Here is a 13467-nt window from a genome sequence, read left to right as displayed (position 1 = left end):
GCAGGCGAATGTGACGGATCATCGCGACTGGGGTCCAAAGCCCGAAAAACGGAATGGAGATGGCATGGATGCGCTGAACCCGGCGGCGGAGGCCCGCCGTCAGGCCGGACTGGAAATCCAGGCGCTGGCCGAGGATTTCGAACAGAGCGACGAGGCCGCCTTCCTGCGGATGCGCATCATCGGCGGGGTGGTGGCGGGGGTGGTGACGCTGGTCCTGCTGGTTCTGCTGACCGCGGGGGCGGACTGGCGCTACCTGTTCGGCTTCTGGGTGGTGATCGTCGGCTTCATCGGGATCGGCTACGCCGTGTCCGTCTACCGCCAGCGGCAGCAGACCGCGCGGCTGCGCGCCCTGGCGACCCGCTGGCTGACCGGCGGAACGGTCCCACCGGCCTGAGAGAAGGGTGGCGTCAGGAGGCGCGCGAGCCGCGGCGCTTGCGGCGGCGCTGGAAACGCTGGATGCGCTCGATCACTTCGCCCATGTCCGCCGCCTCCTCCACCTCGCCGAGATGCAGGAGGACGCGGATGTAGGTGTCGATCAGGCCGAGAACGGCATCCTCGTCGGTCACGCCGTAGGCCGCCTGGCCCAGGGCATCGACGATCAGGGTCCCGCTGTCGGCCAGCGCCTCGGCCACCTCATTGATGGCGCGGTCGAGGGCCGTGTCGTCCCCGTCCGGCACTTCCAGCACCGGGTCGAGGATGTCGGGAAAGGAAAGCCGGTCGGCGGGATAGCCAGCCATTGGCAACTCTCCAAGAAGAAACAGGGCCGTGAACCGGCCCCCGGTGCGCGCGAACGGAGGGCGGGTGTCCCCCTTCTGGTGATTCGTGGCCCTTTGAAACGTGGCGGTGAGGGAGGATGACCGCCTCAGGCGGCCATCGACTCCATGGCTTCGGCCAGAGCGTCCGCATCCTCCGCGACGGGCAGGCCCGTCCAGGGGATCAGTTCGCGCCCGGTGTTGGCGAGGCGCTTGGCCTCCATATGGCCGATCACCGCGGTGCCTTCCCGCGCGATCCGCAGGATGTCGCCATCCTCCGGAACCAGCGCCCGCTCCACGCCGCAGGCGCGGGCCAGGCGGGCGTGGGCCTCCAGATGCTCGATGGTGCCGTGCACCGGCACGGAGAAGCGCGGGCGGATCAGGTCGTACATGCGGATCAGGTCGTCCCGCTTCGGGTGGCCCGACACATGCACCGGCGCGTCGGCGGGGGTCACCACCGTCACGCCCTTGGCCTTCAGGTGATCCTGCACATCGGCCAGCACCACCTCGTTGCCGGGAATGGCGCGGGCCGAGAAGATCACCGTGTCGCCGCTCTCCAGCCACAGCTCGCGGTGGCCGTCGCGGGCCAGACGGCTGAGCGCCGCCCGCTCCTCGCCCTGGCTGCCGGTGCACAGGAACACGAGGTTCCGGCGCGGCGTCCAGGAGGCCTCCATGATGGAGATGAACTCCGGCGCCTTCTCCAGATAGCCGCTGGCGCGGGCCGCCTTCTCCATGCGCAGCATCGACCGGCCGACCAGCACCACCTTGCGGTCGTGGGCCGCCGCGGCCTCGGCCACCGCCTGCATGCGGGCGACGTTGGACGCGAAGCCGGTCACCGCGATGGCGCCCTTGCGCCCGGCGAAAGCTTCGATCAGGCCGGCGCGGGCGTCCGCCTCCGAACCGGTGGTGCCGTCGACGTTGGCGTTGGTGCTGTCGCACATCATCGCCAGCACGCCGCGGTCGCCCAGCCGCTTCAGCGCGTCCAGGTCCATGGTCGGGCCGACCAGCGGGTGCGGGTCGAACTTCCAGTCGCCGGTGTGCAGGACGGTGCCGGCCTTGGTGTGGATCGCCACCGAGACCGGCTCGGGGATCGAGTGGGTGACGGTGATGGTCTCGATGCCGAAGGGGCCGATCTCGAAGGAGGCGCCCGGCTCGAACACGCGGATGCGGGCGTGGCGCAGGCCGCCGGACTCCTTCAGCCGTTCACGGATCACGTGGGCGGCGAAGGGGGTCGCGTAGATCGGGCATTCCAGCGCCGGCCACAGATGGTGGATGGCGCCGATGTGGTCTTCGTGGGCGTGGGTGACGACCAGCCCGACCACCTCGTCCATCCGCTCCTCGATGAAGGAAGGATCGGCCATCAGGCTGTCGACGCCCGGCGCCTCGTCGCCCATGAAGGCGACGCCGGCGTCCACGATCAGCCATTTTCCGGCATGGCCGTAGAGGGCCATGTTCATGCCGATGCGCGAGCAGCCGCCGAGCGGGATGAACAGGATTTCGTCGTGGCCCGGCACCGGGCCGGGAACCGGGGCGCCCGGCGGGCGGGTCGCCCGCTGACGCTCGTAGGGCTTGGGGTTCTGGTTCTTCTGGAAACGCGGGCCGCCGGACTTGCCGTTGCGCACATCGCCAACAATCGTGTTCGGGCGGTTGCCGCCAAAATTCGAGTTCGGGCGGTTGCCGCCCTTGGGCGCCGCGCGGCGGCGCTTGTTTTCAAACGTCATACGTCCTTCTGCTTCACAACATCTCAGCCGGCATTCAACGCTGCCGGACGGGCGTGCATCGCGTGTCGATGCGGATCTCGGGGGTCTCCCCGGCCATCGGCGGCGCCAGGACCGTGGGGATGGGTCGAGGCAGCCGGCCGAATCGGCCAGGGAGAGCGGTGTTCGAGCCAGTAATCCAGATGATGACGCCGGTCAACCGCTGAATCACGACCCGGAAAGAAGTTTGCCGGTTGGTCACCCGAAGGTTACGGCCATCCGCCGGCGATGTTGCACATATGTTTCCTTCGCCGCTGCGTTCAAGGGGGCGTCTTCGCCTGATTCCCCGCGGCCTCCACGCGACGCGCCGACGGAGCGCAGGGATGCTGGAGTTGTGGGCGTTTGCGGGCTTTTGATGCCGCTTCGGTTGGCTGGTCTGTGCAAATCGCATGGCGGAGGGCTTGGCCGAAGACGTTGCCGAAGACATGGCAAAGCCGCCGCCGCTCCGCGATTCTTCGCCGCTTCCCCTGTTGTTTGCGGACGCCCGGCGAACGGGCACCGTCCAAATGGGGAGTATCCCATGTCCGACTATGAATCCAGGTGGAGGAACGACCAGGGCGCCCGCCGCGACGACGACCGGTGGGAGCGCGACCGCGAGCGCGGCGAAAGTCGTGAGTGGAGCGCCGGTTCATACCAGAACCGTGGCCAGAACCGTGGCCGTGACGAGTTCGGTCAATCGAGTTGGGGTCAATCCGGATCAGGCCAGTCCGGCCGCTCCGGCATGATGGGTGGCGGCGGCCGCCAGCCCGGCTATGGTTACGAGGGCCAGGGCCGCGAAGGCTTCGACTATGGCCGGGATTATTGGCGCCAGCAGGAAGGCCGGGGCGATTACGGTCAAGGTTCCTATGGCCAGGGCTCCTACGGCCAGGGCTCCGGCAGTCGCGACTATGGCCGCGACTACGGCTCCCGCAGTTCCTACGGCCAGGGACAACGCGACTGGCGGTCCCGCGACGATCGTCAGGGCTATGACGACCGTGGCGACTATGGCCAGGACTTCGGCTATCGCGGCGGCTTCGGGCGTTCCGATTACGGCAGCGGAGCCTATGGCGGCCGCGACTACGGCAGCCGCGACTACGGCGGCATGGAGTACGGGTCCCGCGGCACCGGGAACCGGGACTACAGCAGCCGGGACTATGGCAACCGCGACTACGGCCGGATGGGCTATGGCGGCGGCAGCGGCTACGGCCGCAACGAGGAGCGCGGTTTCTTCGAACGGGCGGGCGACGAGATGGCCTCCTGGTTCGGCGACGAGGACGCGGAACGCCGTCGCCGCATGGACGCTCGCAACGACGATCCCGGCGCCCTGCACCACCGGGGCCGCGGGCCGCGCGGCTACACCCGCTCCGACGACCGCATCCGCGAGGATGTGAACGACCGCCTGACCGACGATCCCTACATCGACGCGTCGGAGATCGACGTAACCGTCAGCAATTGCGAGGTCACGCTGAGCGGCTCGGTGAGCGACCGCCGGACCAAGCGGCGCGCCGAGGACATGGCCGAAACCATTTCCGGTGTCCGCCACGTGCAGAACAATCTGCGCGTCCGCGAGCAGACCTTCGGCGGCACCGGCACCACCGCCGGGGCGTCGGCCATGGCCGGGCTCGGCACCACCGGGTCTTCCAACACTGGAATGAGCAACACCGGGACGAGCGGGTCCGGGACGGGCATGTCCGGAACCTCCAGCACGTCCGGGACCGGCATGAGCGGGAGTTCCAGTAGCACGGACACCAGCCGCACCAGCACCACGGGCAGCACCAGCCGCTGACCGTTTCCAACCACGCCCCTCCCGCCCTCACCGGCGGGAGGGGCCTTCCTTTATCCCGTCAGTCCCCGTCCTGGCGCTGCTCCGCCGGCTTCTCCGCGCGGGTCAGGTTGAAGGCGGTGTTGATCAGCGCGATGTGCGAGAAGGCCTGCGGGAAGTTGCCGACCAGCCGTTTCGCCGTCGTGTCGTACTCCTCCGACAGCAACCCCAGATCGTTGCGCAGAGCGAGCAGCCTGTTGAACAGCGCCTCGGCCTCCGCTTGGCGCCCTTGCAGCACATAGACGTCGGCGAGCCAGAAGGAGCAGGCGAGGAACACTCCCTCCCCATCGGGAAGCCCGTCGTCGGTCCGTTCCGTCCGGTAGCGCATGACGAGGCCGTCCTGCATCAGCTCCTGTTCGATGGCGGCGACGGTGCCCTGGATGCGGGGATCGTCCACCGGCAGGAAACCGACCATCGGCAGCATCAGCAGCGCCGCATCGACGTGGCCGGCGCCGTAATACTGAACGAAGCTGTTCCGCGCCGTCGAATAGCCGTTGGCGCAGACATCCTCGAAAATGGCCCGCCGCAGCGCCTTCCAGCGGTCCAGCGGCGCGTCCAGGCCGAACCTCTCCGCGCTCTTCACCATGCGGTCCACGGCGACCCAGGCCATCACCTTGGAGTGGGTGAAATGCCGCGTCCCGCCCCGCACCTCCCAGATGCCCTCGTCCGGCTGGTCCCACACCGATTCCATGTGATCGAGCAAGGCGCACTGGACGCGCCAGCCTTCCGGCCTGATCTCGATGCCGCGCATCCGTGCCTGATGCGCCGCGTCCATCATCTCGCCATAAACGTCGAGCTGGAGTTGGGGGGCCGCGGCGTTGCCGACGCGGACCGGGCTGGCGCCCTCGTAGCCGGGCAGCCAGGGCACCTCCCATTCCAGCAGGCGGCGTTCCCCGGCGATGCCGTACATGATCTGGATCTGCTCCGGACTGCCGGCGATGGCGCGCAGGCCCCAGTCGCGCCAGTCCCGCGCCTCCTGCAGATAGCCGGCGTTCATCAGCGCCAGCAGGGTCAGCGTGGCGTCGCGCAGCCAGCAGTAGCGGTAGTCCCAGTTCCGCACCCCGCCGAGCTGTTCGGGAAGGGAGGTCGTCGGCGCCGCGACGATGCCGCCGGTCGGGCGGTAGGTCAGCGCCTTCAGCGTGACCAGCGAGCGCAGCACCGCGTCCCGCCAGGGGCCGCCGTAGGTGCAGCGCCCGCTCCATTCCGCCCAGAAGCGTTCGGTTTCCGCCAGCGCCTGTTCGGCATCGACCGGCTGCGGCAGCGGCAGATGCGAGGGGGAATGGATCATCACGAAGGCGATGCTCTCGCCCTCCGCCACGGTGAAGTCGGCGACGGTGCTCAGGTCCTCGCCGTGGATCGGGGCGCTGGTGTGCAGGACGACCATGTCCGGCCCGGCGATGGCGCGCAGGGTGTGCGGGCCGATCCGCGTCACCCACGGCACGACGTGCCCGTAGCCGAAGCGCAGCGTCAGGTCCATGCGCATGGCGACGCGCCCGCGCCGCCCGCGCAGGATGCGCACGATGTCCGACGCCTCGCCGCGCGGGGGCATGAAGTCGATCATGGTGACGGCGCCCTCCGCCGTCTCGAACTCCGTCTCCAGGATCAGGCTGTCGCCACGGTAGCGCCGGGTCGTCCGGGCGTCGCGATCGCTCGGTCGCAGCAGCCAGCGCCCGTTCTCCGGCGTGCCCAGCAGTGCTGCGAAGCAGGCGTCGGAATCGAAGCGCGGCCAGCACAGCCAGTCGATGGAACCTTCGGCGGACAGAAGGGCTGCGGTCTCGCAGTCTCCCAGAAGGGCGTAATCCTCGATGCGGGAGGCCATGGCACGCTCTCGAACGATTGGGGGGTGTGCCTTTGGGCAACGGCCTGCGACGGCTCCGGTTCCCTCCGGTCAAGACTGTGTGCCGACGAAGGTCGATCGTCCGGTTTGACGATTCTGGCCGCCGAACCCGCGTGTTAGCGTTTCCGCCCATCGCCGGAGGACAACCCATCGAGGCCATCATGGACACCGGACGCGCCACGCCCCGGCGGCATGCCGCCCGCCTTGCCCGCCTCGCGGCGGCGGCCCTCCTTCTCGCCGGCCTCCCGATGACGGCGGCGGGAGCGGAGCCTCCCACCGTCTCCCTGCGGCCGGGCGCCGGCATCCAGGCGGCGGTGGACCGCCACCCCCCCGGCACGCGCTTTCGGCTGGAGCCCGGCGTCCACCGTTTGCAGTCCATCGTGCCGAAAGACCGCAACCGGTTCGAGGGCGCTCCCGGCGCGGTGCTGAGCGGAGCGCGCCGGCTGACCGCCTTCGTCCACCGCGGCTCCGTCTGGATCGCCCGCGGGCAGACCCAGGAGGGCCGGGTCAACGCGGCGGAGTTCTGCCGCTCCGGCTTTCCCCGCTGCGCCCGCCCGGAGGACCTGTTCATCGACGACGCGCCGATGCTGCATGTCGGCAGCCGGTCCGCCGTCGGGCCGGGACGCTGGTTCTTCGACTACGACGCCGACGAGATCGTGATCGGCGACGATCCCACCGGGCGGACCGTGGAGACCAGCGTCACCCCACGCGCCTTCGGCGGCACGGCGTCGGGCGTCGTCATCCAGTCGCTGACCATCGAGAAATACGCCGCCCCCATCCAGGCCGCCGCCGTGGACGCGGAGTTCGGTCCCGGCTGGACCGTCCGAAACACCACGCTGCGCCTGAACCACGGCGTCGGCGTCAACGCCGGCAACGGCAGCCGCATCCTCGGCAACCGCATCCTCGACAACGGCCACGCCGGCTTTTCCGGGTCGGGGACGGACTTCCTGATCGCCGGCAACGAGATCGCCCGCAACGGCTATGCCGGCGTCGACTTCCATTGGGAGGGCGGCGGCGGCAAGATCACCGAATCCGGCGGCGGCGGATTCATCCGGGGAAATTGCGTTCACGACAATGTGGGCGCCGGCATCTGGGCCGACATCGACGTGCACCGGCTGGTGATCGAGGACAATCTGGTCTTCGGCAACGCCGACAACGGCATCACCTACGAGATCAGCTACGACGGGGTGATCCGCAACAATCGGGTCGCCGACAACGGGCAGCGCGGCCAGGGCTGGTTCTGGGGCGCCCAGATCCTGATCTCCAGCGCGCGGGGCGTGAAGGTCTATGGCAACGACATCGACGTGCCGGGCGGCTACGGCAACGCGGTGACGGTGGTGTCCCAGGACCGCGTCCCCTACACCCCCGCCGTCGGCAACGAGATCTTCGACAACCGCGTCGTCATCCGCAACGCCAACGCGCGCGTCGGCGCCGTCACCGATGTGGACGCCGACAACGCCGTGATTGCCGCCGGCAACCGGCTTTACGGCAACCGCTACCACCTCGCGGATCTGGGGGAGCGTGTCTGGTTCTGGAACGACGCGGAGGCCGACTGGAACGCCATTCGCGCCCAGGGGCAGGAGACGGGCAGCGTCGTCCATACCGGCATTCCCCAGAAGACGCCGTTGACCTGCCCCCCGATGGTCCAAACGGACGAGGTTCGATGATCTTGTCCCCGACCCATTCATCCCTTGAGAGGAGAGTTCACGCTCTCCAACAAGTAAAGGTTTCAGCATCACTGTTACAGTTTTGAAAAATTACTAATTTGGAGGTACTTTGCGGATATCCGCGCACAGTATTATGATCTTGTTTGCGATTGACGGTCAAAACCAGCTGCGATGTTATAGGCTCAAAGCGGTCGCACAGACCTCTTGCAGCATCGCCTTCCCGCTTGATCCGGTTCATTTGATCGAATAGGGCCAAAGTCTTCGTTCCGATGATGTCGGCGGCGACGTTGGCGGCGATCCCGGACGGTTCCACGGGACGGCGTGTCCATGATGTGTGGCTGAGGGAGATTTTGTATGTTGCCGTGCAAAGACGGAACGCGCCTGCCCAACGCCTTCCGCCGCGCCCCACCGGTCACCTCCTTCACGTCCAACCACATCCTCGCCGCCACTCGCTTGACCGCCGCCCCGATGAACGACCCCGGCTCGTTCGGGTCCTACTACCGGATGTCCGGAGGCGCCCGGCCCCTGGGGGAGGATCAGGTCGTCACCGCCATCCTGCACGATGAAACGCCACTGACGCGGGAAAGCCTGTCCACCAGCCTGAACCTGTGCGGACGGGGTGTGCGGGTGCTAACGGCGGCGACCCTGGCCGACCTGGAAAGCGTGGTGCGGCGGCGCGACGGGGCGCCGGACGTGGCGCTGGCCAATTTCAGCGGGCGGCTCGCCTCCGACCCGGATTTCCGGCCGAGGCTGGCCGAACTGCTGGCCGTCCTGGACGGCATCCCGCTGATCATTCTGTCGGATTCCGACGAAACGGCGACCGCGCTGGAAGCCATCCGCCAAGGCGCGCACGGCTACATCTCGACCACCGTCGGCCTGACCATGGCTCTGGAGGCGATCCGTATGGTCGCGGCGGGCGGCATCTTCGTTCCGGCCACCATCCTGCACCGCCTGATCATCGACCAGGCCGGAATGCCGGACCCGGTGCGTCACGCCGCCTTATCCGTCCCGGCTTCCGCGGTCAACGGCAAGCCCCATCTGACGCAACTGACCCCGCGTCAACTCGCCGTCTTGGAATGCCTTCAGGAGGGCAAGCCCAACAAGGTCATCGCCCACGAGTTGGGAATGCGGGAAAGCACCGTCAAAGTGCATGTCCGGAACATCCTGCGACGGCTCGGCGCCACCAACCGGACGGAAGCGGTGTGCCGCGTCATGCGCGAGGAGAACTGAGCGCAACGCGCAAGAACGGCGCGGGCGGGTCCCGCACCGTTCCATCACGGGACCAACCGATCAGGGCTGATTCGATTCCAGGGCCGCGCCACGGGACAGATGGGCGTGCGCCATGAAGGCGGCCTCCGTCCGGTTGGTGGCGCCCAGCTTCTTCAGCACGTTGCGCACATGGGCCTTGGCGGTGTTCTCGCACATGCCCAGCATGTAGGCGATGAGCTTGTTCGACTTGCCTTCGCGCATGCAGGTCAGCACGGCCATTTCCCGCGGCGTCAGCCCGCCGATCCGGTCCGTCACCGGCACGGGGACACCCGGCGGCGGGGTCTGCGGAACGGCGATGCCGCCGGGCATCGGCGCGATCAGCGATTGCAGGGACGTGGCGGGCACGAAGGTCCCCCCGGCGGCAACCAGCCGGATCGCCTCCAGCATGACCCCCAGCCCGAGGCTGGGCACGATGTAGCCGCGCACGCCGAGGCGCAGGCTTTCCAGGATCATCCCGCCGTCGTCGCGGTCCGAGATGAGCACCAGCGGCACCGGCAGGCAGGCCGACACCGCGTCGCGGATGGCCGCGCACAGGACGTCGTTCAGCCCAGCCTGCGCGCCGATGTTGCACAGCACGACCTCGGTCCGCCCGTCCCGCGCCAGGACACCGGCAGCGTCCTTCAGCGAGGCCACCGATCGCACGGTCATGTCCTGGCACAGCGTGCCGAGGCCGAGCGAGAAGCAATCCCTGGTCAGGCTGTTCGGGTCCACCAGGACCACGGCTATTCCTGGGGCTATTCCTGGGGCTATACCTGGAGCCATCCCCGCTTGCTGCTTGATGTCCGTCGCCATCCGCTCCCCCTTTCGGTCAAACGCCATTGTTTCGCACCCTGTCAAACCGGGGTGGCAGGCAACCGCCTGCCGTCACCGGCCAAAGAGGCTACAATTCTCGGGTGAGCGCGTCCGCTCGCGGATACTCGGATAGATTTCATTTTTTTCATTTTCAGCGCCCTTCCCTGCCGACCACATGGATTGTTTCTGTTGGAAGATCATCAGGAATGCTTGCGCGGTTTGCATTTGATGCTTTCAACGTTACCAGAACAGCAGGCCCGGTAAATACGCACTTCGATGCAGGGTTGTGGCGTGTCGGCGTTCCAGTCCGTACCCATTCCGGCGTCCATGAAGCTGTTCTGCACGGGGCGCGTACGCCTTTGTGAGGATAGGAGCGGCGTGGAGTATCTGTTCCGCCTCATCCCGGACCCGCGCCGAGGGAGGTCATCGCCCGCCACCCTCTGCTTTGCGACCGAAAGAACAGACCCCATTGGCACAAGTCGGGGAGCAGTGCGCTCTGACCAATGGAAAGATCACAAGGACAAGACACTGCGCTTCCGGATGGTGATTACCGAAACCTCTCCGAAAGAAACGAAAATCTAACGGAAATGCTTCAAATAGGAGGTAAAGGAAAAGTCCGACATAGTTATTTCTGCGCGGGATTGACGTTGACGAGCGTCTAGGTGCAGCGCAGCATAAGACCAGGAAAACGGGTCGGGAGACATGCTTCATGGCTTCGAGCGGGAAGGCGGTTCCATCCCCCCGCGCCGCCGCACGCGGTCCGGAACCGATGAATGGGCGCCGGAGCATCGCGGCCCTCCTTCTGGATGAAACACCGTTGACCCGTGAAAGTCTGTCCGCCGGCCTCAGCCTGCGCGACCCGTCCCTGCAGATGCGGACCGCGGCGTCGCTGGGCGAGGCGAAGGCGATGCTCGCCGCTGGAACGCAACCCGCCGTCGTGCTGTGCAACGTCGTCAGCCTGACCCCGCCGAACGGCAGCGTCCTGGCGACGTTGCGCGATGTTGCCGGTGCCTTCGGCGGCACGCCTCTGGTCGTCCTGTCCGACGGGGAGGAGGCGGACCTGCCGCTGGAAGCCAGCCGGCTGGGCGTGCGGGGGTGTCTGCCGACCAGCGTCGGCCTCGCCGTTGCCCAGGAGGCGTTGCGTCTGGTGGCGGACGGCGGCACCTTCTTTCCCTCCCCCTTCCTCCACCGCGTGCCGGAGCGTCGCGAGGCCACGGAGGACGACCCGCCCGCGCCATCCGGCGCCGCGCTGACGGCGCGTCAGCGCGGCGTGCTGCAACGGCTTCGCGAGGGGAAATCGAACCGCGTCATCGCGCAGGAGCTGGGAATCAGCGAGAATACGGCGAAGGTCCATGTCCGCGGCATCCTGCGGGCGCTGGGCGCCTCCAACCGCGCCGAGGCCGTGCGCAAGGCCTGGCAACCGGCCGAACCGGCCGCTCAGGAGTCGTTCAGCCGAGTTTGGGGCCGGGATCGGCGGCCGGATCGGGGCTGAGCGTACCGCCACCGTGGATCAGCCGCAGGGCGGCGATCACCTCGGCCAGCGGCATCCGTCCGCTCAGCACCCCGCGCAGCCCGAGGCGCACCGCGGCGTCGGCCACCGCCGCGCTGGGACGGTCGGCCAGAACGGCCACGGGAGGATGGGGGCCGCTGCCCGCCAGCGCGTCCAGAAGTTGGCCGACGCCCCCCTTGGCCGGGTCGGCGCGCCCGATGCTCACCAGAACCACGTCGGTGCCGCGCAGCGCGGCGGGAAGGTCGGCCAGAGCCGCGGCGCTGCGCCGGTGGCTGACCGCCACGTCCGGCGCGAAGGCGTTGATGGCGGCGGCGAGGCTTTCGCCGAACAATGAGCGGTCGTCGATCAGCAGCACGGCGATCGGTGCCCGTCCGCCGGTCCCCCCGTCCGGGTGCGGGGGAACGGCGCCGCCCCGCGCACCGGAGGGTGCACGGGGCATGAATTCTCGACGGATTCCGGCCGGCGCGTCCAAGCCAATCATGGCTGTGTCTTTCGGAATCGGGAGATCCCAGCCGGCATCCCGTGCCGGACCGCCACCGGGGCGGGGGCGGTCCGTTCAGGGCACCGGTGCGTGACCGAAGTCGGCCGGCGTTGCGCCCGCGTCAATCCGCCAGATCGGAGGCGGCCGCCGCAAGCTGTCCGGAGAAGGGAAGGACACAGGAGTCCGCCGCAAAGCCGTTGCTGAGCAGCATGGCCTCCGCCGCCTTGCGCCGCTTCGCCGCCTCGGGCCGCGCGTCCCGCCGCCCGACCGAGCAATAGTGGAACCCCGCCGCCGCCATGGCCGCCGGAGTATAGACGTTGCGCAGATCCACCATCACCGGGCGCCGCATCAGGCTGCGGACGCGGCCCAGATCGAGCGCGCGGAACTCGTTCCATTCCGTCAGGATGGCGACGCAGTCGGCCTCGACGAGCGGGGCGTAGGCGTCGTCATGCCAGACCACGCCGGGCAGCAGGTGGCGCCCCTCCTCCATGCCGGCGGGGTCGTAGGCATGGACCGTGACGCCGGCCTCCTGAAGCAGCGGGATGATTTCCAGGCTCGCCGCCTCGCGCATGTCGTTGGTGTCGGGCTTGAAGGTGATGCCCAGCACGGCGACCCTCCTGCCCGCCGCGTCCGGACCGCAGGCCTGGAGAATCCGCCCGGCCATCAGCCGCTTGCGCGCCCGGTTCACGTCCACCACCGTTTCGATCAGCCGGACCGGCGCGCCGTGCTGCCGCCCGGTGCGCACCAGCGCCTCGGTGTCCTTGGGGAAGCAGGAGCCGCCGAAGCCAGGCCCGGCGTTCAGGAACGGACGCCCGATGCGCCCGTCCAGCCCCATGCCCGCCGCCACGTCCTGCACATCGGCACCCACCCGCTCGCACAGGTCGGCCACCTCGTTGATGAAGGTGATCTTGAAGGCCAGGAAGGCGTTGGCCGAGTATTTCGTCAGCTCCGCCGTCTCGATGCCGGTGCGCACGAAGGGCGTCCCGGCGCGGATCAGCGGCTGGTAGAGGGCGTCCATCACCGCCCGCGCGCGGTCGGAGTCGGCGCCGATCACCACGCGGTCGGGCTGCATGAAGTCGCCGATGGCCGAACCTTCGCGCAGGAACTCCGGGTTGGACACCACGTCGAACTCGGCGCGCGGGTTGATGTCGCGCACCAACGCGGCGATCTGGCGTCCGGTGCCGACCGGAACGGTCGATTTGGTCACGATGACGGTGTAGCGGGACATGGTCCGCGCGATCTCCGCCGCCGCGGCGTGCACGTAGGTCAGGTCCGCGCCGCCGTCGCCGGGACGGGAGGGGGTGCCGACCGCGATCAGCACCACGTCCGCCCCCTCCATGGCGACCGCGAGGTCGGAGGTGAAGGACAGACGATCCGCCGCCATGTTGCGCGCCACAAGGACGTCGAGGCCGGGTTCGTAGATGGGGATCTCGCCGCCCCTCAGGCGCCGGATTTTCGTCTCATCCTTGTCCACACAGCACACGTCGATGCCGAATTCGGCAAAGCAGGCGCCGGACACGAGACCGACATAGCCGGTCCCCACAACAGCGATCCGCATCATTCCACTCCTGTTGCTTGATGGCGTTGCCGAAGCCATCCCT

12 protein-coding genes are annotated in these 13467 nt (G+C 68.3%); 5 read left to right on the top strand and 7 right to left on the bottom strand.

Annotation, left to right across the window (positions count from 1 at the left end; all coding sequences use genetic code 11):
- Positions 1-64 precede the first annotated feature (64 nt).
- Positions 65-394 (top strand): hypothetical protein, encoded by a 330-nt coding sequence (locus JJL56_RS11555; protein ID WP_183178910.1) that lies wholly within the window; start codon positions 65-67, stop codon positions 392-394.
- A 13-nt stretch (positions 395-407) separates the two neighbouring features.
- Here JJL56_RS11555 and JJL56_RS11550 read toward each other — a convergent pair whose 3' ends face one another.
- Both JJL56_RS11550 and JJL56_RS11545 read right to left on the bottom strand, forming a co-directional pair.
- Positions 408-737 carry a hypothetical protein gene (locus JJL56_RS11550; protein WP_145624538.1) on the bottom strand — a complete coding sequence of 110 codons (330 nt, stop codon included), beginning with the start codon at positions 735-737 and terminating at the stop codon, positions 408-410.
- A 125-nt stretch (positions 738-862) separates the two neighbouring features.
- Entirely contained in the window at positions 863-2473 is a 1611-nt protein-coding gene (locus JJL56_RS11545; protein ID WP_247890516.1) for a ribonuclease J, read from the bottom strand.
- Between the two features lie 556 nt (positions 2474-3029).
- Between JJL56_RS11545 and JJL56_RS11540 the strand changes: the two genes are divergently transcribed.
- Entirely contained in the window at positions 3030-4274 is a 1245-nt protein-coding gene (locus tag JJL56_RS11540) for a BON domain-containing protein (RefSeq protein ID WP_200485199.1), read from the top strand.
- Positions 4275-4332: 58 nt separating this feature from the next.
- Here JJL56_RS11540 and JJL56_RS11535 read toward each other — a convergent pair whose 3' ends face one another.
- Positions 4333-6129, bottom strand: a complete 1797-nt coding sequence (locus JJL56_RS11535) for a glycoside hydrolase family 15 protein (protein ID WP_145624543.1) — start codon at positions 6127-6129, stop codon at positions 4333-4335.
- A 179-nt stretch (positions 6130-6308) separates the two neighbouring features.
- On the opposite strand from JJL56_RS11535, the gene JJL56_RS11530 reads away from it, so the two are divergent.
- The gene (locus tag JJL56_RS11530; RefSeq protein ID WP_247891034.1) at positions 6309-7814 is read left to right on the top strand and encodes a right-handed parallel beta-helix repeat-containing protein; all 1506 of its coding nucleotides are present in this window, start codon (positions 6309-6311) and stop codon (positions 7812-7814) included.
- A 37-nt stretch (positions 7815-7851) separates the two neighbouring features.
- On the opposite strand, the gene JJL56_RS11525 is transcribed toward JJL56_RS11530, so the two are convergent.
- Complete coding sequence (locus JJL56_RS11525; protein ID WP_200485198.1) at positions 7852-8127, bottom strand: hypothetical protein; 276 nt, start codon at positions 8125-8127, stop codon at positions 7852-7854.
- A gap of 41 nt (positions 8128-8168) precedes the next feature.
- Here JJL56_RS11525 and JJL56_RS11520 point away from each other — a divergent pair, with 41 nt between their 5' ends.
- Complete coding sequence (locus JJL56_RS11520; RefSeq protein ID WP_145624545.1) at positions 8169-9044, top strand: response regulator transcription factor; 876 nt, start codon at positions 8169-8171, stop codon at positions 9042-9044.
- 60 nt (positions 9045-9104) lie between these two features.
- Here JJL56_RS11520 and JJL56_RS11515 read toward each other — a convergent pair whose 3' ends face one another.
- Entirely contained in the window at positions 9105-9803 is a 699-nt protein-coding gene (locus tag JJL56_RS11515) for a response regulator transcription factor (RefSeq protein WP_247889359.1), read from the bottom strand.
- Between the two features lie 889 nt (positions 9804-10692).
- Here JJL56_RS11515 and JJL56_RS11510 point away from each other — a divergent pair.
- Positions 10693-11367: a response regulator transcription factor gene (locus JJL56_RS11510; RefSeq protein WP_247891033.1), complete on the top strand. Its 675-nt coding sequence runs from the start codon at positions 10693-10695 to the stop codon at positions 11365-11367.
- Here JJL56_RS11510 and JJL56_RS11505 read toward each other — a convergent pair.
- Both JJL56_RS11505 and JJL56_RS11500 read right to left on the bottom strand, forming a co-directional pair.
- A complete protein-coding gene (locus JJL56_RS11505) occupies positions 11324-11824 on the bottom strand; it encodes a response regulator (RefSeq protein ID WP_247891032.1) in 501 nt (166 codons plus the stop codon). The two genes, JJL56_RS11510 and JJL56_RS11505, sit on opposite strands and share 44 nt — an antisense overlap.
- Positions 11825-11987: 163 nt before the next feature.
- Entirely contained in the window at positions 11988-13424 is a 1437-nt protein-coding gene (locus JJL56_RS11500; protein ID WP_145624933.1) for a UDP-glucose dehydrogenase family protein, read from the bottom strand.
- Positions 13425-13467: the final 43 nt, after the last annotated feature.

Origin of the sequence: Azospirillum aestuarii (assembly GCF_016632405.1) — a bacterium.
Classification (GTDB): Bacteria; Pseudomonadota; Alphaproteobacteria; order Azospirillales; family Azospirillaceae; genus Azospirillum; species Azospirillum aestuarii.
The sequence above is the reverse complement of the archived record's forward strand: the minus strand, read 5'-3'. Positions and strand labels throughout refer to the sequence as shown.